We start from the raw sequence: 25720 nt of genomic DNA on the forward strand, positions 1-25720 counted from the left end.
AACCGGGGACGTGGGCCGTCAGCCGAGCACGTAGCGGAGCCACGGATACCGCTCGACGAGCGGCTCGCCGCCGACGTCGTACGCCTCGATGTACTTATCCAGTCCGAGGATCCGGCCGGCACCGAACGCGGCGACCGAGAGGAACACGAGCATGTACGCGAAGTCGCCGTTGATGTAGCCGTGGGAGACGTCCCAGTTCCCGAAGTAGAAGAGGACCATCATGAACCCCCCGAAGAACGCCGCGAGCCTCGTCAGACATCCGACGACGAGGCCGAGCCCGATCAGGAGCTGTCCCCACGGGACGGCGACGTTCACGAAGTCCATGAACCACGGTGTCTGTGCCATCGAGACGAACAGATCCGCCAACGGACTCCCGTTTGCTGACGGCGCGTTCTGAAGATACCCCGCGGCGCTGAATCCTTCGCCGGTCAGTTTCCCGAGACCCGCTTGGAGGAACGCCAGCCCCATCATCAGCCTGAGCGCGAGAATGAACCAGACGCTCAGCGTGTGCAGTTTGCCCTCGGCGGTGTAGCCTGCGACCGTGCTCCGGAGCGTGACCTCTCGTGTGGACATCACGAGTCCGAAATCAAGACTTTCATATAAATCCAATCCACGAACATATTCGCTCATAGACAGCTCCCGAGACATAGATCGCCGTAACGGCGTTACACCGGGTCAAACGCCGATTCGCGATCACGGCTATCCATTCGTTCAGTGTTCCCGATGTGCGATATCCCACGGGGACGTTCATGTCGCCGCTCGACGAACGACCGACATGGACCACGAGATCACGTCCCGACCCGCGTTCGCGCTGCTCACCGTCTCGCTCGATCGAGGCGAGGCCGTCCGTGCGGAGTCGGGCGCGATGGTCAGCCACGACCGCGGCGTCGACATGGAGACGAACGCGACCGGCGGGTTCCTGAAGTCGGTCCGGCGTGCGTTCGGCGGCGAGAGCTTCTTCCAGAACACCTTCACCGCGACCGAGGCTGGCGACGTACAGTTCGCGCCGCCGCTCCCGGGAGACATCGAGCACCTCGAACTGCGGGGAGAGACGGTGTTCGTCCAGTCGGGGTCGTACCTCGCGGGTAACGCCGGCCTGGACGTGGACACGGACTTCGGCGGCGCTCGCACGTTCCTCGGCGGCGAGGGACTGTTCCTCCTGCGGGTCGCCGGCGACGGTCCCCTGTTCGTGTCGAGCTACGGCGCGATCGAGGCGATCGACCTCGACGAGCGCGACTCGTTCGTCGTCGACACCGGCCACGTCGTCGCCTTCGAGGAGACCGCCGAGTTCACCGTCCGTCGTGTCGGCGGGCTGCGCTCGACGCTGACGAGCGGCGAGGGACTCGTCTGCGAGTTCGCCGGCTCGGGGACCGTGTGGCTCCAGTCCCGGAGTCAGGACGCGTTCCTCTCGTGGCTCCTCCCGAAGCTGCCGACGCAGTCGTCGTCCGCCTGATCGAACGGCGTCGCCCCCGATCCGCCGGCGACCGTGTGTCGGAGCGAAAGAGACTCGGATCACCCATCGAGTCGTGACGCATGGGACTGGACGACGACGCGCGGGAGTACCACCGTCGCGACCCGCCGGGCAAGCTCGAGATATCGACGACGAAGCCGACGAACACGCAACGGGATCTGTCGCTGGCGTACTCTCCGGGTGTCGCCGTGCCCTGCCGAGACATCGCCGAGGAGACGGACCGCGGATACGAGTACACCGCCAAGGGGAACCTGGTGGGCGTCGTCTCGGACGGCTCGGCCGTGCTCGGTCTCGGCGACATCGGCCCGCTCGCCTCGAAGCCGGTCATGGAGGGGAAGGGCGTCCTGTTCAAGCGCTTCGCCGACATCGACGTGTTCGACCTCGAACTCGACACGGGGTCGCTGGACTCGTTCGTCGACCGGGTCGCCGCGATGGAGCCCACGTTCGGCGGCGTCAACCTGGAGGACATCGCCGCGCCGACGTGTTTCGAGGCCGAGGAGCGTCTCCGCGACCGGATGGCCGTGCCCGTGTTCCACGACGACCAGCACGGCACTGCGATCATCACCGGCGCGGCGCTGCTCAACGCCGTCGACATCGTCGACAAGGAGCTCGCCGACCTCGAGGTCGTCTTCTCCGGCGCGGGCGCGGCCGCCACCGCGACCGCGAAGTTCTACACCTCGCTGGGGGTTCCGGCCGACCAGATCACGATGTGTGACATCGACGGCGTGATCACGCCCCAGCGCGCCGCCGCGGGGGATCCGCACGAACACGTCAGCCAGTTCGCGACGGACACCGACGCGATCGGCGGCACGGACCTCGCGGACGCCATCGAGGGCGCGGACGTGTTCGTCGGCCTGTCGGTGGGTGGGATCGTCAGCCGGGAGATGGTCCGCTCGATGGCGGACGACCCGATCGTCTTCGCGATGGCGAACCCAGACCCGGAGATCGATTACGAGGAGGCGAGAGCCGCCCGCGACGACACCGTGGTCGTGGCGACCGGCCGGTCGGACTACCCGAACCAGGTGAACAACGTGCTGTGTTTCCCGTTCGTGTTCAGAGGGGCGCTCGACGCACGCGCGAGGGATATCACCGAGGGGATGAAGGTCGCCGCCGCGGAGGCGCTGGCCGATCTCACCCGCGAGGACGTTCCCGACGCCGTCAGGCGAGCCTACGGCGACCAGCCGTTGGAGTTCGGTCCCGAGTACGTCATCCCGAAGCCGCTCGACGAGCGCGTGCTGTTCCGGGTCGCCCCCGCGGTCGCCGAGGCGGCCGTCGCGGACGGGGTCGCCCGACGCGACCTCGACCGCGAGGCGTACGTCCGCGAGCTCGAGGACCGCCTCGGCGGCAGCCGGGAGGCGATGCGCGCGGTCCTCACCGAGGCGAAGCGCGATCCCAAACGGCTCGTGTTGGCCGAGGGGGACGACGAGACGGTCGTCCGCGCCGCCCACCAACTCGTCGACCGCGGCATCGCCGAGCCGCTCCTCGTCGGCGATCGCGACAGGATCGAGGCGACGCTCGACGGACTGGGCTTCGATTTCACCCCGGAGATCGTCGACCCGGCCGAGACGGATCTCGACCCCTACGTGGAGCTGGTGTACGAGCGACGCAAGCGCAAGGGAGTCACTCGCCGTGAGGCGCGCGACCTGCTGTACGAGAACGACGCGCTCGCGAGCGCGCTCGTGGCCGCCGGCGACGCGGACGCGATGCTCACCGGTCGGACTCACCACTACCCGAGCGCCCTTCGGCGGCCGCTCCAGATCGTCGGTACCGCCGACGACGCCGAGTTCGCCGCCGGCGTCTACATGCTCGCGTTCGACGACCGCGTCGTGTTCTGTGCGGACGCGACCGTCAATCAGGACCCCGACGCCGACGTGCTCGCGGAGGTGACCGGACACACCGCCGATCTGGCCCGCCGGTTCAACGTCGAGCCACGGGCGGCGCTGCTGTCGTACTCCGACTTCGGGAGCGTCGACAACGACGGCACCCGAAAGCCCCGGGAGGCAGCCCGCCGCCTCCGCGAGGACCCCGAGGTGGACTTCCCAGTCGACGGAGAGATGCAGGCGGACACCGCCGTCGTCGACGACCTCCTCACGGAGGACTACGAGTTCGCCGAACTCGACGCGCCCGCGAACGTGCTCGTGTTTCCGAACCTGGAGGCGGGCAACGTGGCCTACAAGCTGCTGCACCGCCTCGGCGGCGCCGCCGTCGTCGGTCCGATGCTCGTCGGGATGGCCGAGCCCGTGCACGTCCTTCAGCGGGGCGACGACGCCGCCGACATCGTCAACCTCGCCGGCGTCGCGGTCGCGACCGCCGCCGACGAGTGACCGACCGTTCCGGTCGTTCGAGATATCGACGTTCATACACTCTCGATCCGGATACGGAACAGTTCTTTCCGGAATCGAGTTCGTGTGCGGATGAATGCACGGGGTCCGGGGGGGGCGAATGAGACGAACCAAACGTATTTGAACGGCGGAGTCGAGTTCACGGTAGACGCAGATGGACCTGACCAGCAGTCAACGGGAGATCCTGAACACCCTCGTCAACGGGTACGAGGCGACGGACTCCCCGATGCCGGCCACGGAGATCGCCGAGGTGTGCGACCGGCACGTTGGGACGATCCGGAACCTGATGCAGATGATGAAGTCGCTCGGGTTGGTCGAGGGCGTTCCGGGATCGGAGGGGGGATACGTGCCGACGGACGCCGCCTTCGCGGCGCTGGACCGCGACCCGGACGGGAACGAGAACAGCGAGACGCTGGGGCTCGCCCACGACTACGACCGGGTCTCCGTCGCCGTCGAGTCGATCGACTTCACCAACGTTCACCACCCCGAGAAGTGTCGCGCCACCGTGACGTTTCGGGAGTCGGTCGCCCGGTTCAACGTGGGCGATCCGGTGATCGTCGGACCGACCCCGAAGTCGGGGCTCGCGATCACGGGGCAGGTCGAGGCGACCGACGAGGGGCGCAACGTCCTCCATCTCGACGTGGCCGAAATGGAAGCGCCGCTGGAGCGGTAGCGGGAGGCTTCTCGTCGGCCCGTCAGTCGTCGGCGTTCGGTTCCGTCCGCGAGGGGGAGCCGGGCGTCGGCGGGTCTATCTTCAGTTCGAGTTCGTGGAAGTAGCTTCGAGCGTCGTCGCCGTCAGTCGTCGGCGGGCGCGCGCGGGTCCGCTCGGACGCGACGTGTCGGGCGGCGATTCGCCGGACCGTCTCGCGATCCGAGTCGACCGCGGCGGCGGTCGACCCGATACCGAGGTCGCGGTCGACGAGCCGAGCGAGGATCGCATCGAGTGTATCAGCAGTGAGGCCCTCCGGCGCCTCTCGATCGTCATCGGGGGAAGTGGCTCCCGAGCGACCGCGGTCACGTCGCTCGGAGAGGTCGGGGACGGCGACGGAGGGGTCGAGCTGTCGGCCGATCGCCGCCAGTTCGCTCGCGTACGTGGTGCCGAGCGGCCGGAGGTCGGCCGCCGCGTCGCCGTATCGAGTCACGCGTCCGAGCAGGGCGTCGGTCCGGTTCGTCGTTCCGACGACGAGCCTGTCGTCGGCGTTCGCGACGTAGTACCGGCACGCCGTCCGGACCCGTGAGACGAACTCGGCCAGATCGGCCGCGCCCGCCCGCTCGGTGACCCGGACCGGGAGCGCCGCCTCGAGTTCGGTGACGAGGGGTCTTATCGTCACGCGATCCAGTTCGATCTCGAGGTCGTCGGCGATGGACTGGGGCGCCGGATCGGCGATACCGGCGGCCTTGTGACAGGGGAGATGGAGTCCGCGGACCCGCCCGGGTCCGAGGGCCTCGACCGCGACCGCGGCGGCGACGCTCGATTCCCGTCCGGCACCGAGGTCGAGGACGACTCCCTCGGCGTCGGCCGTGTCGACGCGGGACTGAACGAGGTCGACGGCACGGACGGCGATCGCCGACGCCCGACGGTCGCCACCGACGGGCGACCGGGCCCCGGCGTCACCGGTTCCGACGGGGGTGTCCTCGACCCGGCGGGACGGCACCGGCGGCCGCTCCCGCTTGTGCTCGGTCCGACGAACCCGGTCGAGGAGCCGTGTGACCGTCTCATGCTCGACGCCCGCCGTCTCGTCGATCGGCGCCGGCGGTGCGTCCGGGTCCGCGTCGACGAGCGTCTCGAGAACGCCGTCGAGCGTCTCGTAGGACGCCCCGAGATCGGACTCGTCGGTCTGTCCGGACCAGAACCCCGCCGTCGGCGGGCGCGAGCGAATCGACGGCGGCACGTCGAGGGAGGTCGCGAGCGCCCGTACCGCCGTCTTGTCGTACTCGCCGAGGGGGTGCAGGTCCGCGGCGTCGTCGCCGTACTTCGTGAAGTACCCGAGCAGCCGCTCGGTGCGGTTGCTCGTGCCGACGACCATCCCGTTGGACGCGTCCGCGACGAGATGTGCACACGCCATCCGGAGGCGCGCGGCCAGGTTTCCGACGGCGACGGCGTCGCCATCGGCGGCGATCCGCGGGGCGACGTACCGCTTGAACACGTCCAGCGCCGGCTCCAACGGGACGGTGACGTGGTCGACGCCGAGCGAGTCGGCGAACGAACGCGCGTCGCTCGTGTGTCGCTCGTCGGTCGTATCGGTCGGCATGATCAACGCCGTCACCTCGGAAGCACCCACGGCCTCGACCGCGAGCGCCGCGGTGGTCGCCGAGTCGACGCCGCCGGAGAGGCAGACGACGGCGTTCTCGGCGTCGAGCGTGTCGGCCGTCTTCCGGATCAGCTCCACCGAATTCGATCGGAGCCGTTCGGGACGCCCGGTCCCGCGGCTGTCGTCCGTGCCCGCCCGACCCGCGAGGCGTTCGGCCGCCACGCTCACTCAGCCCCCGATCCGGCGTCGTCCCCGTGATCGGCGTGTCTCGCGTCCGGAGTCGGCTCGCCCGGCGGGAGCTCGTACGCCACGCTCGAATGGATCCAGGCGTCTACCCGATCGCGATCGTAGACGATCACGCCGTCGTCGCCGAGCGATATCCGATCGTACCTGTTGGTGACCGGCGTCTCCGTCGAGCCGCCCTCACCCGGTGGCTCCGCCGTCACGGCGATCCCCCCGAGAACGGAGCCGTCTGAGGGGATATCTCGCCGGATCCGATATCGACATTCGTTTCGCATATCCTCATACATCTATTCGTTACGGAGATATTAGGGCCCCATGTCGCTACGTTGGCGAACTGATCCCCGAACGTTCGACAGATTCGTCCACCGGTCATACTACGAACGGCGATCCACGCACACATAGTACTTTCGAGAGAAGTGATGATAGTGTACGGTTTTAGTAAGTGTCCTAGTATCTGTATCCACCAAATACCAAACGTTCGTTGTGCTTTTCCGAGTATTTCTGTTTTTATTTATTTTGAGCCCTCTCGGCGGCTGGGGTACGACTCGCGTCGACAGCGTGCCCTGCTCGGATCCGGCGAACCGTCTCCGGCTTCCGCGAACAGGCGCTTCCTACTCTCGACCTGTCCGTCGGTTTCGACCGGCGCGTGTCGGACGTTTCGCCGCGTGATACTAGCGGGATAACACTTAGTACGTATGAGTGGAGAATATCGGTCAATGCCGCTCCGTCCCGTCGATCGCGACGTTCTGGAGGACATCTCACAGGACATCACGCAGGCCAACTACGGGTTCCTGTACGTCGACCGCGTCCGCGACGACCTGAAGGACCAGTATCAGAGCAGAGAGAAACGTCGCCTGAAGGCCCCGAAGCTGTCGAACTCGGACATGAAGGAGGCCCTTCGGGACCTCGCCGAGGACGAGAACTACAGCCTCGAACGGATCCGGTCGGGGGTGTTCTACTGGGATCCGTTCGGGAGCGGCACGCGCACGGGGATCACGGAGCGACTCAAGGGCGTGTTTCGCGACCAGATGGTCGTCACCACCGAGGACCTCCGGAAGGCGTTCGATCTGGCACACGAGGACGCCGACTTCTTCGCCTCGCAGTTGCGCCGACAGAACCTCGTGATGCGCATCGCCGCCGGCAGCCGGGACTACTACTCCGTCGGCTCGCGGCTGAAGGAGGAGACCGGCGAGGACGACCTCAAGGGGAAACTCAAGCGACGATCGACTCACGGCAAGCTCTCGCACGGTCAGCTGGAGGAGGCGATCTCGGTGGCCGCCACCTCCGACGTGATCGGCTACCTTCAGGGCGAAGGGCTCATCATCGACATGGACGGGGAGTACCTCGTCCGGAGCGCGCTGGACGAGTTCGCCGAGAAGCTCGCCGACGACCTCGGCGACGACGTGAGCCGGGCGTTCGACGACGCCGGCAACGTGATGCCGACGGGCGAGTACGACTCGCTGATCGAGTCGGAGATCGAGGTCCGCTCGAACGTCCTCGCGCACGTCAGGTCCAGCGGCGCCGACGTCGACAAGCGGGACGTCGTGGAGGCCGTCCAGGACGAGTACGGCGAGGGCGGTGACCCGCACATCGAGGTGCTCGAGGCGCGCAGCCTCGCGGTGGCCGCCGAGCCGTTCGACCGAATGGTCGAGGCGAGAGCGGAGGACCTGACGCGGCCGTTGTTGCAGGACCTGACGGCGGCCACGGCCGACTCGCTCAAGTCGGAGCTCCGCGAGGAGATCGAGGAGCTCCACCTCACGACGAGCGACGCCGGGAACGCGTACGCACGGACGCAGGTCCGTGAACGCGGCGAGGAGCTGATCGACGAGCGGTTCTGACCACCGATCCACCACCACTCACTGAATCCAATGCGCTACACTACCTTCGAGGAAGACGAGAAGTCCGGAACAGTCGTCGCCCGACCGAAGAGCCAGACCGACTCGGCGGTCAGGTTCGAACACGGCTTCGCCGACTGGGCCGACGAGGACAGCGGCAACTGGGAGGAACTGCTCGCCCACCTCATGGAGGAGGTCCTCGGCGGCGAGGACCTCTCGATCGACCAGGACGGCAACGCGGTGATCGACGTGGATGACGCCGCGAAGACCCTCGCGGAGAGCGAACACGCCCGCAGCGAGGACTCCGCACGGGCCATCATCGACTACCTCGGGCACAACGACATCGTCACGATCGAGCAGTCGACGGTGACGGTGCTGCGGCCGCCCCACACCTACGACGAGGACGAGATGGATCGGGCGGTGAAGATGTACAGCAACTGGGCGGCGGCGTTCGACACGCTGACCGAGCGGATCGAGACGGCCGTCGGTCGCGTCGAGGAGGCGCAGGAGCGGCTGAACTCGCGCGCGGAGGACACGACGGACGTGACTGAACACCTCCAGAACCTCCGCGAGTCGCGAGAGGAGTACAAACAGGAGATGCTCTCGATCGCGGGCGACCGCGACATCGACGACCTCGGCGAGGAGGAACGTCGCAAGTTCGACCACGCCCGCGAACAGTACTACCACTACGACAACCTCGTCGAGCAGGAGGAGAAGCAGGGCGAGACGATCCCGAACCCGAACCCCGACCAGATGGACCTCGGGGAGATCATCAACCAGCTCGAGTCGACCAAGGACCAGTTCTCGATCGAGCAGGAACGCCTCAGGGACCGGATCCGGACCCAGCAGCTGTGGCCGACCGACGCGGTCGCCGCCTCCGAACAGTTCACGAACGTGCTGTCGGCGATGGGCAACGTCGTCCCGAAGCAACAGCGGATGGAGGAGGAGGACGCCCAGAACGTCCTCGACGACCTCCGCGGGAACTCCGACGAGCTCGCACAGATGAACGAGTCCTCCCAGGAGATCACCCAGGGCGAGACGGAAGCCGAGACGATCACGGAGCAGTGAGGATGACGGTCGGGGCTCCGTCGCGACCGGCGGTCGTCCGCACGGCGGGGTCCGACCCGTCGGGTCGGGATACCGACTCCCGCGTCGGGAGCGGAGCGCGAGGCGGGAGGTAACACAGTGTCACGTCCAACGAGCGCCGGTCCGTGGATCGACCGCGTCGCCGTCGTCGAGGAGACGAGCGAGCGGGTCCTCTCGTGGGCGGAGCCGCCGGCCCCCGGCGAGGTCTGGTCCGAGGTCGCGGCGTTCGACGCCGCGCTACGCGGGATCGGCGACCTCTTCGCCGACGCGTTGCCGCTTCCGGTTCCGGCCACGGCCGACGATCCCCGCGTCGCGGAGGCGGTCGAGCGGGTGCTCGTCGCGGCGTTCGAGGGAGAGGAACCGCCGGATGCGGCGGTCGAGGCCGCACGCGAGACCGGCCGCCTCGGCGAGGACCCCGCGGACGGGCGCGCCGTGCCGCTGGCCACCGTCGGCGATCCGGTCGCGAACTGGTTCGTGCTCGTGCCGGTCCTCGCCGACCGACTCGAGGCGGCCGCCGAGCGCGTCGAACGCTGCGCCGGCAGGATGGAACTCCACGGCCGCCGCGACTCCGCGGCCGCGTTGCGGGACGTGGCGGGCGCCCTCCGAGACACCGTCGCGACGGTGCGGAACGTCGCCACGCGAACGCTGTGGCTCAATCCGCCCGACGGCCTTATCGACGCGAAGGAACGGCGGGTGCGCGAGTACGTGACCCGAACGATGAACGCCTACAACCCAGTCGCATGACGAGTGTCAATCTCACGCCGATCACGAAAGAGGACCAGCCGACATCCCACGTCACCGTGGGCGAGAGCAAGGTGGGACCGGGCGCGGAGGTCGTCCGCGTCCGCCACGCGGGCCGCGAGGCGTTCTTCCGGGTCGACACCGAGGAGGACGGCTTCGCGAGCACGATCAAGAACAAGGTCTACCTCAACAACAACGTCGCGACCCTGTTCGGGGGGATCAACCGGACGAACGACTTCTACGTCGACACCGACGTGTCCCTCGGGGCGATCAGAGCGTGCAAGCGCGCGACGATCTACGCCGAGGGCGTCAACGAGGAGGCGCTGACGTCGGCGCTCGCGGAACGACAGTTCCTGCTGCACCCCATCCACGAGGTGGCCGACATCGGCGGCGAACGGGTCGAGTTCGTCGTCGACGAACTGGAGCCGCGGGCGACGACGCTCCGCGTCGACGACGACACCGAGTTCGAGTTCCTCGACGAGCCACCGACGAGCACGGGACCGCCGGCGGGCGCCGCCGCGGGCGGATCGGACGGCGGCGGGGCACCCGGGGGCGGCGGAGCGGGCGGCGGTGCCGGCGGAGGGGCCGACGAGGAGGAGGCCAACATCGACATCACGCCCCAGAACCCGACGACCAGCTTCGAGGAGGACGTCGCGGGCCTCGAGGAGGTGAAGCGGACGGCGGAGATGATGCTGTCGCTGTTCGAGCCGGACGTCCGCGACGAGGTCGTCGAGCGGTACGGCGAGGAGTTCGCCGACCGCGGCGGCGGGATGATGCTGTACGGGCCGCCCGGCTGCGGGAAGACGCTCGTCTCGGAGGCGATCGCCTACGAGGCGAAGCACAACACCGACATCGAGGACAGCTACGGCGAGGTCGTCTTCCTCGAGGTCCGCGGCAGCGACGTGGTCTCCAAGTACTCCGGCGAGTCGGAGAAGAACGTCCGCGCGGCGTTCGAGCAGGCCCACGAGGCCGCCGGCGACGGGTTCGCCGTGCTGTTCTTCGACGAGGTGGAGACCCTCATCCCGGACCGATCGGACGACATTCAGCGCCACGAGCGGGCGCTGACGAACGCGTTCCTGCAGGAGATGAACGACGTGGAGGACAACCTCCTCGTCATCGGCGCGACGAACATGCCGTTCAGCATCGACCCTGCGGCGACCCGCCGGTTCCCGATCCAGCAGTTCATCCCCCAACCCGACGCGGAGGTGATGTCGGAGGTGTGGCGCACGTCGCTGGGCCGCATCGGCGAGGAGCTCGGCGAGGAGGCTATCGCGGAACTCGGCGAGGCCTCGGTCGGGTACACCCCCGCGGAGATCGCGGACCGGATACTGGGCTCGGAACTCCAACGCGAACTCATCGAGAGCGTCATCGACGGCGACGCGATCACGCCCGACAAGGAGTACCTAATGGAGAAGCTCGAGGAGTCCGAACCCAAGACCGTCCGTCAGTACGTCTCCTCGACGATGAAGCAGGCCTCCGAGCTGGAGGGGTACCCGGAGATGAAGCGGTACCTCGAGGAGCAGGCCCAGCAGATCCGCGAGGAGAACGCCGCGAGCGGAGAGTCGTCCGCGGCGCCCGACGGTGACGCTCCGGCGGCGACGGGGAACGGGACGGGGGCCGAGTAGCCGTGGACGACGCCGGCTCGGACTCCGAGGAGTGGGGCGATTCCCCCGCCGACGAGGACTCGGACGCTTGGGGCGACCGGGCGGGCGACGGCTCAGCCGACCCCGGTTCCGAGCCCGTCGACGTGCCGGGCGCGGCGGACGTATCCGATGAACCGGACGCCACCGCGACCGAGGAAGTAGCGCAGGACGATGGGACGCCAGACGAGACGGCCCACGCCGACGCCGACGGGTCGGAGACGGACCCGGCCGAGGAGGCGACGGTTCCGGACCGGTACGTGCAGGTCGACGCCTTCGACATGCCGGAGGTCGCGGCGGCGGACGCGGGCCCCGGCGTCATCGCCGTCGCGACCGCGGACGGCCGGATCGACCTCATCACGTCGGGCGACCGGCGGCGCGTCACCCGCAGGGACGGCGTGATCGACGTCGCCGTCGCCGACAGGGTGTACGCGCTCACCGACACGGAACTGGAGGCGTTCTCCCACGCGGGGAGCCGCGTGTGGGGCGTCGACGTGACGGACGGTCGCTCCGTCGACGCCGACCCCGAGGACGACCGGGTGTACGTCCGAACCGGCGACGGGGAGTTCGTCGTCCTCGAGGGGCGGACCGGCATCGAGGCCGGCCGGTTCGACCAGCCGAACGCCGAGGTCGCCGAGTCGCCCGCGGTCGCCGCCGCAGACGGCCGGCTCGCGGTCGCCTCGTGGTCGTTCCTGACGGTGCTCGACTCGTCAGGGGATCTGCTCGACGAGCAGACCCTCTCAGGCGCGGTCACCGACGTGGGGCTGCTCCCGGGGCGTGCGGTCGTCTCTCTGAAGGACGGCCAGCTCGTCGGGTACGAGGGCGACGAGCGGCTGTGGGGGGTCGACGGCGACGTCTCCTGGCTGGCGGACGCCGGGATCGCGGCGCTGGCGGCCCGCGTCGCCGGCAGCGACTACGCGGTGGACACCGACGGCGACCGGCGCCCGCTCGACGGGGTGAGCGGCACGCCGATCGCGGCGACGCCGGCGCTGGATCTGGTGTGCACGGTCGGAAGCGGGACGGCGACGGTGTACGCGGCGGTCGGGCAGGGTGACGAGTCCGTCGGCGTCCGGATCGAGTCGGAGTCGGTGCGTCCCGCCGACCCGACGGTGGTGCTCGCGCTCACCAACGAGGGCGACCGCGCCGTCGAAGTCGACGCCACCGTCGAGTCGGAGGGTGCCGAGGTCGCCTCCTCGACCGTGTCGGCCACCATCGACGCCGACGCAACCCAGCGTCGGCGCGTCTCGCTGCAGAACCTGTCGGCCGAGGAAGTGACCGTCGCCGCGACCGCGGGCGAGGCGTCGGTCGAGAGAACCCTGGAGGTGCAGGAGGAGACCACCGCGCTCCGCGTCGACGCCGTGCTCGATGGGGTCGAGAACGGCGTGTTGTCCGCGGCGATCGAGGTCGAGAACGAGGGCGAGTCGAGCGTGACGGGCGTCACCGTGGGGGAGAGGACCGTCGGGACGCTCGACCCCGGCGAGGCCGAGCGCGTCCCGTTCGAACAGGACCTGCCCAGCGGCGCGGTGGCGGTCCGCGCGGACGGCGTCGACCCGTTGGAGGCCGGGACGGCCGTGCCGACGACGCCGACCGCGATCGATCTCGAGGCGGAGTCCGACGGCTTCCTCTCGGTGACGCTGCGCAACGAGACGCCCGTCGCCGTCGACGACGAGGTCACCGTCGAGGGCGTCCCCGACGAGGACGGCTCGTTCTCGATGCCGGTCTCGATCCCGGCGAACGGTGCCTATCGACTCGCGCTCCCGGTCGCGTCGCCCGGCGAGCGCTCCGTCACCGTCGAGACGAGCGGCGGACGTGTCTCCGAGCGCCTCTCGTTGGCGCGGTGTTCACTGCTCGGGGAGCCCGCGACCGGCGGCGACGCCGGTCGAACGGGCGCCGGCGGTGACGGTCGAGGGGCGACCCGATCGCGGGGACGGTCGTCGACCGGGTCCCGACCCGTCGCCGGAGGCGACGAGGCAGTGCCCGTCTCCATGGACCGACAGTTCCCGTCGGAACCGCCGCGTCGGGGCGTCGTGTTCGAGGAGCGGCTGGTGGTGTCGAACGAGTCGGCCGAGCCGGTCGAGTTCGAACTGCGAACGGACGACGGCGCCTACGCACAGCGACTGAAGGTCCGCGGGAGCGGGCAGGCGGTCGGGACCAGGTACCACGTGCCGCTGGAGTCGACGCTGTCGCTTCCCAGGGTGGAACTGGAACACGAGGGAGGGGTCGCGTCGCTTCCGGAGACCGATCTGTCGGTCGACGACGGGGGCCTCGTCGCGACGATCACGTGGCGGCGGGACGACGCCCGCGACGGCGGCGAGCTCTCGCTGTCGCTCGAGAGCGACGAGGGGACGTGGGAGGTGGAGGACGCCGTCGTGGGCGGCGAGCGGTCGGCGCCGATCGACGCGCGCGTCGGCCCAGACTCGCCGGCACAAGTCACGGTCACCACCCCGTACACGCTCCGCGACGAGGTCGGGAAGGCGTTCGTTCGCGCGCGTCGGGTCGACAGCCGGGCGGCAGAGGGAGACGTACAGCAGATCAACACGCTGGTCGTCCACGAGTCGGTCACGGACGGGGACGACGACCGCGTGGACGACCTGAGCGTCGAGGTAGAATCCGACTCGCGCGTCGAGCGCGGGTTCGGGTCTGTCTTCCTCTCGATAACGAACGACGGCTCGCGGCCGGTCGCCGGCGTCTCCGTCGACGCCGACGGGTCCCACGTGGAGAAGGCGATGTACGCGGACGGCGACGACGGGGAGACGATCGCTCCGGGGTCGTCGCTGCGGTACCTCGTCGACCTCGAGGGCGTCGAGGCGGGCGAGGAGGTCGTCGTCGACGCCGAGGTGACGGCCGGCGAGGCCGCCACGCACGCCACCGTCTCGGCAGTCGCCGACGAGGACGGAGCCGTCGAGTCGGGGGACTGGACCCTCGATGTCGAGACCGACGAATCCGGCGGGCCGTCCCGGCTCTCGACGCAGTACGAGTAACGCCCGTCCACGACCCGGACGGCGGCCGCGTTCCTCGCTCGCGGCTTCTGTGAGAACGGGCCCGACCGTCGCCCCGAGACCGAGCTATCACCGCGAACAGCGACAGTCACACGAAGAATTACGGAAGCGCGATCCCGAGGCGTGTCCCGCCCTGACAGCCTCTCGGAAAGCCGGCAGCGCCTCAGGTGGAGGTCCGCGTGAGGAACTCCCCCGTCGTGGCCGCCTCGGCGTCCTGCACGTACGCGTACGTGCGGAAGCCGACGCGGGCGAGCACGAGCACGACGACGAGCGCGTACGCCCCGATCGCCCCGAACAGCCCGTATCGGCTGATCGACAGGCGGTTCTCGACCGTCGCCGCCCGGTCCGCCGCGGTGTTCGCCTCGTCGGTCGCGCCGGCGCGGTCGAAGCCGTCGATCGAGTCGTCGTACCGACTGTTGATCAGGTCGATCTCCCCGAGCACCGAGTCCGCCCGCGCCGGGTTGAGCACGAGGGGGTATCCCGCGAGCACGACCGTGGCGTTCGATCGGTACGCCGCGTACGCTGAGTCGCCGGCGGCGCGGTCGGTCGCGGCGTCCTCGACGAGCGCTCGATACCGAGCCGACGCCTCCTCGTAGCTCGACCTGTGTCGCCGTTCCGCCTCCTCGTCGCCCGTGTAGTCGGCGAGTTGCATCAGCGAACGGTGTGCCTCCGCGGACTCGATCGCGGACTCGTTCGCCTCCACGACGTCGGTGTAGTGGTCGCGCTGGGCGGCGACGGTCTCCTCGAACGCCGAGTCGGCCGCGCCGACCCCGCCCTGCGCGGTCGATCGGAGCTCGTCCTGTTCTATCGAGTCGGCGTACTGCCGCATCAGGTCGCGGGCGACGGCCGCCCTACCCAGCGATCGCTGTGCCTGCGTGTAGTTCCCGTTCTCCTGGGCCGTCCGGGCGGCGTCGAGGGAGTCGACGAACAGCAGCGTCGCGCGGCCCGCCGCCAGCCCCCGTGAGAGGTCGGAGCCGGGAACCCCGGCGTCGCCCCGAAGGCGCTCCTCCATCGACAGGAGCATCTCGTTCATCGGCCCCGCGGTGTCGCTCTTCCACTGCTCCTGGGAGTCGTACTCGCCGAGTGGCTCGGTGATCCGGTCGAAACTGTACGGCTTCGCCGTCGCGGTCACGTTGATCGTCCGCGACTCGACGCCGTCGCCGGTCACGCGGAACTGCCAGCGGTACTGCTGGTACAGCTCCGCCTGCGTGTCGAACCGCAGCGCGACGACCAGCGGTTGCGTCTCGCCGGCGCCGACGGTGCCGCTCGGGCGACTGACGACCGTGAGCCATCGGTCGGGACCCTCCACCTGTTCGACTCGTACGTTCTCGATCGACTCGTAGCCGAGTCGCTCCGCCACGTCGATCGTCTGCGTGCGGTTCTCGGTGATCGTCACGTCGCCGTACTCGACCGATCCGGACACCGACAGCTCCGGCTCCTGCGTGATCGTCACCGTCCGCGTGACGGTCTGCGTACCCGCGTCCTCCGTCCGGACGGTTATCTCGACGTCGTACTCGCCCTCCGGCGTGTCGTCGTCGGCTGTGAGCGCCAGCGTCGCCTGTCCGGTCGCGAGCCCGTCGACCGTGTTCGGGACGTCGGCGACGTCGGCGGTGATGTACTCGCCCCCGCTCACCATCGACGCGTCGGCGTTCACGACGTTCATCTCGAGGTCGCCGGAGTTGACGATGCCGACCTCCGTGGTCTCCTGGAACGTCGACGTCGAGGACTTGGGTTCGTCGAACGAGATCGTCGTGTCCGACGCCTCGACCCGTTCGAGGTTCGCGGGGTAGATCACCCGCCCGGAGACCGTGAAGGTGTAGCTGGGTGCGTCGTCCGCCTCCGGCGTCACCTTCACGTCCCACTCCAGTTCCTCGTGTTGGTCGGCCGTGTCCCGAGCGCTCATCGTCACCGAGGCGGTGTCGCTGCCGCCGGCGGTCGTGGAGACGGACCGGAGATCGTTGAACGAGACGCTGCCGTCGGTCTCCGCGCCGATCACCTCGACATTGAGTCCGCTGATGCCGTCGTTGCCGGCGATCTCGTCGACCCGGAAGTCGACCGTGCTGGAGGACCCGACGAGCACGTCGCCGACGTTCACCTCGTCGCCCGAAACCGAGGCGATCGGCGGCTTCACCACGTCGACGGAGACGGTGGTGTCCCGCGTGTTCCCGAGGTTGTCCGTCAGCGTCATCGTGAAGCTGTACGATCCCGCAGAGACCTCGTCGTCGGCGGTGACCTGGATCCCCACGTCACCCTCGCCGTTCGCGTCGATCGTGTCGGGGATCGACTGCGTGTCGACGGAGAAGCCCGAGGGGACGTTCGAGAACGTCGCCTCCGAGATCACCATCGCTCCGTCGCCCGTGTTCGGAACGGTCACGTCGAAGGAGGTCGACTGGGACTGACTGTTGGGGTTGTCGAACACCAGCTTCGGGTCGCCGGCATCCGGGAAGCCGAAGTCGGGATACAGGAGGTCGACGTACACGTCGAGGTCCTCCGAGTAGGACGTTCCACCCGAGATCGTTGCCGTCCCCGAGTAGGTTTGCTCGTCCACGTCTCCGGTGACCGATACGTCGTAGATGACGCGGTACTCCTCGCCTGCGACCGGGTCCCACGTGTTGGACGTACCGCTCGCGGTTCCGCCGACCTGTTCCCAGGAATCGAACGCGAAGACCACGTTCCCGCTCGCCCGCGTGATCTCGTCTGTCGCTTCCACCGTGTCGTTCGAGTCGGCCGTGAACTCGAACGACAGCTCATCGGAAACCGTCTGGTCCGTGAGCGCGGCGTCCTTCTCGACGGTGGTCGAGACGCCGACAGCCGGGGTCGCCGCGCCGAGCGCGACGACGACCGCCAGTAGCACGGCGATGAACCGGACCGAGCCGACGGCTCGGCTCATTGGCTCGGCACCTCCACGGGCTCGCGCGGGACGATCCGTCCCACCTTCGACCCGTCCACGTCGTCGGCCCACGTCGCGATCCGCCAGCCGAACGCGGCGGCGACGAGTCCGACGAGGAGCGCGTACGCGAGCGACAGGATCGTCGCGGCCACCGAGAGCGAGAACAGCGCGTCACTCGTCGCGGTGGCGAGGGTGTTCGCGCGCTCGCTCTCGGCCTCGAGGCCGTGCTTCTCGGCCAACTGGGCGGCGACGTCCGCGTCGGCGGTCGCCGAGCGTGCGTCGGTGTACGTCCCGAACACGCCCGGGCCGAGCGTCGTTATCGCCGCGACCGGCGAGCCGCAGGCGTCCCCGCAGTCGTCGACGAACGCCCCGGCGGCGCTCAACGCGGAGTCCATCCGCTCGCGGTCGGACTCGTAGATCGCGCGGACGCGGCTCGCCTCGGCACTCACCGACGAGTACCGTTGGCTCGCGCCGGCGGCCTCGAACGCCGCCGCGGCGCTCTCGAGGTCGTCGAGTTCGGCCGAGGTGTTCGTCGCCTCCCGGGAGCGCTCGTACAGCACCTCCCCGCGCTGCTGGTAGAACCGCTCGAGACCGAGTCGGGCCAGCGTCGCGTAGCCGTCGCCGCCGGCCTCCTCGAGCCGCTCGATGGCTTGGGAGGTGGCGTCGGCCCGCGCGAGGCTCTCGTCGGTGCTGTCGTTCTGTGCGGCGCCGTACGCCGCGGTGAACTCCTCGAGGACAGTCACGACCGCGGCCATCTGTTCGCGGTCCGCCTCGGTGAACTCGCCGGTCTGTACGTCCGTGACGGCCTGTCCGCGCATCACCTCGAACTCGGAGTACGTCGACAGCGCCGGGGAGTCCTCGTACTGCCGTAGCTCCGTGAGGAACTCGTCTGCCGTCTCGGCGTCCGTCTGGGTCGCCCCGACGGGCACCGTGCCGACGACGAGCAGGAGACACACGGCGAGCGTTGCGATCGGTTGGGTAGGTCGGTTGGATAGCATCGTCAGTACATCGTCCTGTTGAGCCGGTCGAGCAGGCGCGGGTGTTCGAACAGCTCCGTGACCGACTCGACGAAGCCGGCGACGGCGAAGACGAACGCCGCGTTCCGCACCTCGTCCGACTCCCGCGTCTCGCCCTCGTACGCCTGTAGTTCCTCGAGGACGTCGCTCGCGGGCGAGACGACGTTCACCTCGCCGCGGTGGTCCTCGACGGTCGATTCGGCCTCCGAGAGCCGCGACTTCAGCTCCGCCCGCTGGCTCACGCGGTCCGCCGCCGCCAGTTCGAAGAGGTCGTCGAGGTCGTAGTCCGCCCGCCACTCCTCGGAGACCTCGCGCATGTCCGCACACGCGCTGAACAGGTCGACGTTGTGCTTCGTGTTCATCGCGTTGTCGACGCCCTCGACGCAGCCGCGACCCGCCGACAGCATCGCGTCGACGACGGGGTCCGGTTCGACCCCGGTCTCGGCGAACCGGATTCCGGAGTCGGGGACTCGCTCGACTGCGTCGCCCAGCGAGCGCGCGACGCTCGCGTAGTAGCTGTGAACGGCTGAATCGAGCCGACCGCCCGGGAGGAGGTCGTCCGCCTCGCGGCGCAGCGCCTCGAGCGACTCCCGCTGGGTCGCCGACAGCTCGAACGCGAACGGCACGTCGAGCGTGACGGTCGCCGTGTCGTCCTCGGGGACGGTGACACGCGAACGGACGTCCTCGAACGGCTCGCCGTCGACCGAGCCGACCAACGTGTACTCGCCGGCCGGGAGTCCGACCGCGTCGCCGCCACGATCGGTGGGGCTCGACTCCCGCAGTCGCTCCTTGAGCCACTCGTCGTCGGTCTCGAGGCTCACGTTCACATCGTCCGTCGGCTCGCCGCCGATGGCGGTTTCGACCCGGAGCGTTCCGGTCTTCCCGACGACGCGCAGTTCCTCGGGGACGTCGTTCGGGTCGGTCACCTCTCGGGTGTCGGGTTCGTATCGCTCGTGTTCCGCGGTCACCTCCACGCCGGAGGCGGTCATCGGGAGCGTCAGCGACACCTGTCCGCTCTCGTCGGTCCGCTCCGTGACCCGCTCGCCGTCGAACGTCGCGGTGACCGTCGCGTCCCGCACCGGCTCGCCCGTCTCGTCGATGACGCTGACGCGTTTCGACGCCGGCTGGAAGCTCAGCGTCACCCGGTCGTCACCCACCTCCGCCGTCTCGGTGACGGTCGCGCCGTTGTACGAGGCGGTGAACTCGTACGGCTCGGCGTCGAGGGTCCACGTGACGACCCCGCCGTCGACCGTCTCCTCCCGGCCGCCGCCGTCGCGGTTGACGCCGCTGGACGACCCCAACGGCTGGCCCGTCGGTCGCGCGGTCAGGTACACCTCGTCGGAGAGCTGCTCGTTCGCGAACCCGTCGGCGATCCGGACGCGCACGTCCCGCGTCCGTGTCGACGCGGCCGCTCCGGATCCCGAGCCGTCAGACTGGCCGAGCACGAACTTCCCGACCGCAACTCCGCCACCCCCGACGAGGAGCACAAGGAACCCGAGGACCAGCCCGAGTTCGAGGGACCTGGGCAAACCGACACTGGGGATGAAGCCGAACAGGTCACCCTCTTGATTGTCCGGGCCCACGGCAGTCGTCGTATTCCCCTGGTCCGACTCGTCGGTCGCCGGTTGGAGTGCCGACGGTTCGCCGTCGCCGACGGAGACTGTCGTCGCCCGCGCGTCGGCGAACGCGACGACCATCCGGTAGGACCCCTCGGGGTTCAGTTCCGACTCGTTCGAGAGCCCGAGCAGCGAGAGCGTCGCGCCGTCGACCGACGCGTTACTCAGTACGCCGACCTCGCTCGACGTCGACAGGAGGACGAACGAGACCTCGTCGCCTTCGAACGTGCCGGTATCCAGCGTCACGCTGCGGTTCCCCTCGGCGACGGACGCGGACTCCGGATCGGTGTCGTTGTACGTCGTCGACAGCACCGCCGATCCCTCGGTCGTCACGTCGATCGTGACGCTGTCGATCCCGGCGATGTTCTCGTTCTCGACGACCACCGACGTGACGCCGTCGCTCTCCCGTGCGGTCGTCAACACGGCGTATTCACCATCCGGTCCGTTCGTTTCGAGGTGGACACCGTACTCCGTTCCACCGACCAATAACGGCGACTCCACCGTCACGCGACCGGGAGACACGAGGACCCTCGGGTCGGGAGCGGCGTTCGTGAGCGACACGGCCGTCTCACCCGTGACGGAGGGTCCCCCGTCGGCCGCAGAAAGCCTCAGGTCCGCGGGCGGCGCGAGGAGCCCCGTGAACGCTTCGTCGCGGTCGATCCGGACCGTCCCGTTCTCGAGCGTCGCCGAGAGCGTTTCCGAGCGATCGTCGCCGTTCGCGGTCGCGGCCAGTTCGAAGGACGCGCCGTCGAGCCCGGCGGTGTCGTTGGTCGCTGTCAGGGTGAGCCGTCCCTCCTCGTCGAAGGAGCCGGCTCCGTCGCCGAGGTCTAGATGCCGGAGATCGACGCCCTGTTCGGTGAGGAAGTCGGTCCGGTTGTCTTCGGATCCCTGGTACACCTGCACGGTGGCGTTCGCCAGCGAGAACTCGGGAAGCCTGTTGGACGCGACCGTGTACGTGTAGACCCCGTCGGCCTCGGAGTCAGGCGAGACGCCCGATATCGTTTTCTTCTCCCCGCCGGATTCGATCAGGACGTTCACTGCCGAGTCGTTTCCGACGCGTTCGGCGTCGAGTTCGAATCGCAGGGCCCCGGAGTCTGTCTGACGCAGATCCCCCGCTGCCATCGTCGATCCCGACGCCGTCAGCGCCCCGACCGTCGGGGAGTCGGGAGCGCCGACCGTAGCGGTCGCCGTCGCCGGCCCGACGACGAGCGCCAGCACGAGGAGCGCGACGAACAGCCGTCGGTGTGTGGTGTTCCCCATCCGGCTCACCTCGCGTTGATCGAGACGTAGCGTTCGAGGTTCTCCGAGAGGTCGGCCACGTGCGCCTCGGAGATGGAGTCGTCGGACGCGTTTCCGAGCTGTCTGGCGGCCTCAACGTTCTGTTTGTGGGTCTCGAAGGCGTCCCGCGAGTGGTCGAGCAGCGGGTTCAGGTCGAAGCCGCCGAGCAACACCAGCACGTCGACGTCGTTGCCGCGTGTCTGTTTCGGCGTGAGGGTCGTCATCCCGACGGCGCCGCCGATGTCGTTGTCGCGCTTCCACTCGCCGAAGGCCGACTGGACGCCGGTCTCGGTGATGTCGCCGGACTCGATGAGCTGTTCGGGAGCGCGCACGACCGCGTACGCCGCCCGCGACGTCGTCACGTCCATCGGGACGAACGTCTGCTCGGCCGCGCGGTCGAACAGCAGCTCGTACTCGAGCATCCGCCCGTTGAGCCCGGTCGCGACCGCGGGCGTGAAGTGATACGCGCCGATGTTCGACGGCTGGGCGACGTAGTCCTCCACGTCGATGACGCCGCGGGCCTCGCGGCCGGCGCTGATGAACAGGTCGATCGCGGTGACGATACGGTCGTTCACCTCGTCGTAGCTGCCCTGCGTCCCGTCGTCGTTGAGATGGGAGTTGCTCGCCAACAGGACCATGTCGGCGTTCTGTTCGCCGTTCCGCTTCATCAGGAGCCGCGACAGCCCCATCACTGCGTTGAACTGGCGCTGTGCGGGCTCGTCGTAGTAGGGCCACGCCGCGAGCGCGACGTGGACGACGCTGTCCATCCACGGCCTGAGGTTCGACGCGTCAGACCCGCCCGACAGCTGCTCGATCAGGTACGGGATCGACCCGTTTCCGGTGCCGCCGCCGAGCGTCGTCATGTGCATGAACGCGTCGGCGCCGGTCATCCGCTCCTGGATGTCGCCGACGATGAGGTCGAGGTCCTCGCGGGCGCACTGCTCGCCCGCGATGAAGTTGTTTCCGACGCCGCGTTTGGACCCGAACACCGTCGTGAACTCGGAGGTGTCATCGAGGGACGCCCGCTCGATGGTGTTCAGGATGTCCGCGCGGTTCGTGTTCAACAGCGCGATGCGGTCGTCGATCCCGGGGTTGTCCTCCCGGGCGAGCAGTTGGGCCGCGATGCGGCCGCCGCCCTCGCCCGAGGAGATGACGCCCCAGCGAGTGAACGTGTCCCGCTGCGACATCAGGCGCTCACCTCCGTCTCTCCGACGTCGACGCCGGCGTCGAGGTCACGCAGCGTCGAGCGAATGAGGTCGTCGGATGCCGGTACCGAGAGGAACTTTCGCCGCATTTCGTCGTATGTCATCGTGTCGCCCTCGCTCAGGTTGTGGGTCGTGATCGTGTCGAGTCGGGAACGGAACTGGTCGTGGTCGTACACGAGGACGCGTCCGTCGTCGAGCGTCGCCTCGTGACCCGCCTCCTCAGCCCACAGGACGAGCAGACAGGGGACGTACTCGGCCGCGACGGGGATGTCGGAGTCGGGCGTGAGGTACTCCTCGGCCGCGAAGCCCTCCTCCAGCTTGGGAGCCACCGTCGGCAGTTGGCTCTCGACGTCGTCGACGTCGGCACCGCAGACGCGCTCGCGGAGGCCGATCTCAGCGAGCTCGAGTTTGACGGACTCGTCGTCCGCGACCTGTACGGTCGTCTCCTCGTCCGCGAACTCCTCGGTCGGCGTGGTCGCCGACACCGTGTACTCCCCGTACGGGATCTCCTCGAACGTCGCCTCCGTGGCGACGTACGTGGTCGCGGTCTCGCGCTCGTCGACCCCGTCGCCCGAGAGCGCGACCGTCAGGTCGTGTTCCTCCCCGGTCGAGGTCGCCATTTGTGCCGTGGCGGTCACCGTGTACGACTCGCCGCCGCCCTCGGCGACGACGGCCGGGACGGACGGGTCGAACTCGACCGCGCCGTTCCCGTCGGCGTACAGCTCGAGGAACGGCTCCGCGTCGCGGACCGGCAGGTCGTCGGCGGTCACGCGACCGTCCGTGCGCACGCCGTCGGCGATCCGGTCCTCAACCATCCCGTAGGAGTCGGCCACCGACGCCTTCGTCTCGGCCGCCTCGACGGCCTCCGTCAGTTCGCCCGCCGCGGCGAGCCACTCCTCGCGGAACTCGTCGAGATCCGCCGCCTCCCGCAGCCGCGCCTCGTAGTCGGTGGCGACCGCCGGCGGCGCCGTGTAGAACCCCACGGGTACGTCGGCCTCGCGGATCACGTCGACGTCGGCCGCGAGCTCGGATTCGAGGGTCGCGACGACGTTCGTGGCGGCCCGTCGGACGTCCTCGCCGACCGTGTCCAGCTCGTCGCTCGCGAGCGCCGAGTCGATGCCTGCGAGCGTCTCCCGTGCCTCCTCGAACGTCCGGAGGTCGGCGTCCTCCGCGTACCTGTCGACGCCGACCGAGTCGACCGTCGAGAGGAGCCTGTCGATGCTGTCGCGGTCGGCGCTGAACGCGGCGCTCACCTCCGACTCGGCGTCGCCCTGCGCGTCGTCGATCGCCGCGCTGGCGCCGTCCCAGTCGGCGTCCTCGATGCACTCGCGTGCGGTGTCGAGGTGCGACTCGATCCTCGCGTCGTCGCCGTCGTACTCCGCGACCGTGGACTCGATGCGGTCGACGGCGTCTCCGTAGACCGCGGCCGCCTCCTCCCGTGCCGTCGAGAGAACCCGTTCCGTCTCACCGGGGGCGGCGCCGTCGGGAACGTCGTCGGACGTCACCGAGACCGGCACGTCGCTCCCGCCGAGCACCGACTCGTTCACCGAGCGCGCGCCCTGACGGGCGTGCTCGATCTGTTTCCGTCCGAACTCGGCGAACGACCGGTTCCGGTCGTCGGCAAACGCGCGGACGTCGCCCTCCAGCTTGTCGAACTCCTGTACGCGTCCCGGCGAGTCGACCGAGATCGTCGCCGCGGCGACGTCGACTGCGACGCCGGCGTCCCCGAAGTCGTCAGCTATCTGTCGGGCCCTGGTGTCGAGTTCGCCCGGGTCCCACCGGTCGTGCTCCCGCGTGAGACGGTTGTACGTCGTCAGCTCGTCGCGGAAGGACTCGGCGGCCGCGCGAGCGGCCTCCTGCACGAAGTCTCCCTGACTGGTGTTGTCTCGAGTGAGCACGCCACGAACGTACAGTCCGATCGCGAGCACGACGGCGAGGGGCGCGCCCACGCCGATGACGTACACGCCGATCTGCGAGCCGAGGTAGAGGAACGAGAGCAGGCCCACGAGCGCGGTCGCCAGGACGATACCACCGATGCCGAGTGCTGCCTTGTACTGTCGCTTCATAGAATCACCGCCAGAAGGTCGCCGCCGCCGAGGACCGCGCCGACCGCAGCGACGACGAGCGCGAGCACGCCGATCGCCAGCGGCACCGCGATCTGTTTCAGGCTGTACTGTGTCGCCGTGGAGACGCCGCGATCGATCTCGACCTTCGAGAGCGTCCGCCGCGCGAGCAGGTACCCTGTCCCGCCGCCGACGACCAACCCGCCGATCAGCGTACCCACGAGCACGAGCAGAACGGTCGTGGCGGCGTTCCCCTCGCGCCGTTCGAGCGCGCCGAGGTACGCCTGCAGGTTCTCTCGCGTCGTCTCCTGGGCGGCCGAGCGCTCGTTCGCAACGCCCTCGATCACCGTGCGCGCGTCGTCGGCGTCCCCCGCCTCGGCGGCGGCGAACGTCGCCCGTTCGAGCCGCTGTCCGGCGGTCGTCAGGTTCGTCTCCTCGATGGTCGCCAACCGGTCCGACGGGTCGACCTCGAGGGCGTTCCCGTCGTCGGCCGCCGCAGCGAGCGTCGCGGAGGCGTTCGTCACGTCCGTTCGATGCGTCTCGAACGTCGAGTTCGCGTCCCGGTACGTGTCGAGGTCCGACTGGGACCCGAACTGGAGCGTCACCGACTCGCCGTCGACGCTGGTCGTCGTCGAGTACCCCCGCTGGACCCCGATCACCGGTCCCTCGAGGTTCGCCTTCTGGGTGACCGCCCCCGCGGGCGCGATCGAGTCCCCGTCGGCCGTCACACTGACGACGACGCTCGCCTCGCGCTCGGACTCGACCTCGATCCCCGAAACAGCGCCGGCATCGAAGCCCCACGCCACCCCGTACGGCTCCGGATCGTCGCCGGAGCAGACGAACAGCGTCAGCGTCGTTCCCGGGTAGACGGTCGCGTCCCCGACGCGTTCCTCCGTGTCGTAGTACGCGACGAGCCGGTTGTCGCCGACGCCCGCGCACGGGGCATCCGGGCTCGCCGCGCCGGCGGCGACGCCGGGGCCGACCGCCAGCGCCACCGCAACTATCGCGACGGCGAGCGCGGCGTTGGTGTGCGTCCCCACCAT

17 protein-coding genes are annotated in these 25720 nt (G+C 69.1%); 8 read left to right on the forward strand and 9 right to left on the reverse strand.

Annotation, left to right across the window (positions count from 1 at the left end; genetic code table 11):
* Nucleotides 1-18 precede the first annotated feature (18 nt).
* Nucleotides 19-573 (reverse strand): DoxX family protein, encoded by a 555-nt coding sequence (locus GRX01_RS04550; RefSeq protein ID WP_159663843.1) that lies wholly within the window; start codon nucleotides 571-573, stop codon nucleotides 19-21.
* Between the two features lie 202 nt (nucleotides 574-775).
* Between GRX01_RS04550 and GRX01_RS04555 the strand changes: the two genes are divergently transcribed.
* The 3 genes from GRX01_RS04555 (at nucleotide 776) to GRX01_RS04565 (ending at nucleotide 4486) form a co-directional block, all read left to right on the forward strand.
* Entirely contained in the window at nucleotides 776-1453 is a 678-nt protein-coding gene (locus tag GRX01_RS04555) for a TIGR00266 family protein (RefSeq protein WP_159663845.1), read from the forward strand.
* An 80-nt stretch (nucleotides 1454-1533) separates the two neighbouring features.
* Nucleotides 1534-3795 (forward strand): NADP-dependent malic enzyme, encoded by a 2262-nt coding sequence (locus GRX01_RS04560; RefSeq protein ID WP_159663847.1) that lies wholly within the window; start codon nucleotides 1534-1536, stop codon nucleotides 3793-3795.
* Between the two features lie 172 nt (nucleotides 3796-3967).
* The gene (locus GRX01_RS04565) at nucleotides 3968-4486 is read left to right on the forward strand and encodes an Rrf2 family transcriptional regulator (RefSeq protein WP_159663849.1); all 519 of its coding nucleotides are present in this window, start codon (nucleotides 3968-3970) and stop codon (nucleotides 4484-4486) included.
* A gap of 22 nt (nucleotides 4487-4508) precedes the next feature.
* Here the strand turns inward: GRX01_RS04565 and nadE are convergent, their stop codons facing one another.
* Both nadE and GRX01_RS04575 read right to left on the reverse strand, forming a co-directional pair.
* The gene (gene nadE, locus GRX01_RS04570; protein WP_159663851.1) at nucleotides 4509-6293 is read right to left on the reverse strand and encodes an NAD(+) synthase; all 1785 of its coding nucleotides are present in this window, start codon (nucleotides 6291-6293) and stop codon (nucleotides 4509-4511) included.
* Nucleotides 6290-6511, reverse strand: a complete 222-nt coding sequence (locus GRX01_RS04575) for a hypothetical protein (protein WP_159663853.1) — start codon at nucleotides 6509-6511, stop codon at nucleotides 6290-6292. Before GRX01_RS04575 ends, nadE begins: the two co-directional genes overlap by 4 nt.
* A gap of 513 nt (nucleotides 6512-7024) precedes the next feature.
* Between GRX01_RS04575 and GRX01_RS04580 the strand changes: the two genes are divergently transcribed.
* From GRX01_RS04580 to GRX01_RS04600, 5 genes are all read left to right on the forward strand, one after another.
* Nucleotides 7025-8146 (forward strand): hypothetical protein, encoded by a 1122-nt coding sequence (locus tag GRX01_RS04580; protein ID WP_159663855.1) that lies wholly within the window; start codon nucleotides 7025-7027, stop codon nucleotides 8144-8146.
* A gap of 30 nt (nucleotides 8147-8176) precedes the next feature.
* On the forward strand, nucleotides 8177-9211 hold the full coding sequence (locus GRX01_RS04585) for a hypothetical protein (RefSeq protein ID WP_159663857.1): 1035 nt from the start codon (nucleotides 8177-8179) through the stop codon (nucleotides 9209-9211).
* A 117-nt stretch (nucleotides 9212-9328) separates the two neighbouring features.
* Entirely contained in the window at nucleotides 9329-9973 is a 645-nt protein-coding gene (locus GRX01_RS04590) for a hypothetical protein (protein WP_159663859.1), read from the forward strand.
* Complete coding sequence (locus tag GRX01_RS04595; protein WP_159663861.1) at nucleotides 9970-11595, forward strand: ATP-binding protein; 1626 nt, start codon at nucleotides 9970-9972, stop codon at nucleotides 11593-11595. The genes GRX01_RS04590 and GRX01_RS04595 overlap by 4 nt, the downstream gene beginning before the upstream one ends.
* Nucleotides 11596-11597: 2 nt before the next feature.
* On the forward strand, nucleotides 11598-14591 hold the full coding sequence (locus tag GRX01_RS04600) for a hypothetical protein (RefSeq protein ID WP_159663863.1): 2994 nt from the start codon (nucleotides 11598-11600) through the stop codon (nucleotides 14589-14591).
* Nucleotides 14592-14772: 181 nt separating this feature from the next.
* On the opposite strand, the gene GRX01_RS04605 is transcribed toward GRX01_RS04600, so the two are convergent.
* The 6 genes from GRX01_RS04605 to GRX01_RS04630 are packed head-to-tail and all read right to left on the reverse strand — an operon-like array spanning nucleotide 14773 to nucleotide 25720.
* Nucleotides 14773-17499: a hypothetical protein gene (locus tag GRX01_RS04605; RefSeq protein ID WP_159663865.1), complete on the reverse strand. Its 2727-nt coding sequence runs from the start codon at nucleotides 17497-17499 to the stop codon at nucleotides 14773-14775.
* On the reverse strand, nucleotides 17496-18497 hold the full coding sequence (locus GRX01_RS04610) for a hypothetical protein (RefSeq protein WP_159663867.1): 1002 nt from the start codon (nucleotides 18495-18497) through the stop codon (nucleotides 17496-17498). The genes GRX01_RS04605 and GRX01_RS04610 overlap by 4 nt, the downstream gene beginning before the upstream one ends.
* Before the next feature lie 2 nt (nucleotides 18498-18499).
* The gene (locus GRX01_RS04615; protein ID WP_159663869.1) at nucleotides 18500-21391 is read right to left on the reverse strand and encodes a hypothetical protein; all 2892 of its coding nucleotides are present in this window, start codon (nucleotides 21389-21391) and stop codon (nucleotides 18500-18502) included.
* Between the two features lie 5 nt (nucleotides 21392-21396).
* A complete protein-coding gene (locus GRX01_RS04620) occupies nucleotides 21397-22596 on the reverse strand; it encodes a hypothetical protein (protein WP_159663871.1) in 1200 nt (399 codons plus the stop codon).
* Nucleotides 22596-24680 carry a hypothetical protein gene (locus GRX01_RS04625; protein ID WP_159663873.1) on the reverse strand — a complete coding sequence of 695 codons (2085 nt, stop codon included), beginning with the start codon at nucleotides 24678-24680 and terminating at the stop codon, nucleotides 22596-22598. The genes GRX01_RS04620 and GRX01_RS04625 overlap by 1 nt, the downstream gene beginning before the upstream one ends.
* Nucleotides 24677-25720 carry a hypothetical protein gene (locus tag GRX01_RS04630; RefSeq protein WP_159663875.1) on the reverse strand — a complete coding sequence of 348 codons (1044 nt, stop codon included), beginning with the start codon at nucleotides 25718-25720 and terminating at the stop codon, nucleotides 24677-24679. The genes GRX01_RS04625 and GRX01_RS04630 overlap by 4 nt, the downstream gene beginning before the upstream one ends.

It is taken from the genome of Halobaculum saliterrae (genome assembly GCF_009831625.1).
Taxonomy (GTDB): Archaea; Halobacteriota; Halobacteria; order Halobacteriales; family Haloferacaceae; genus Halobaculum; species Halobaculum saliterrae.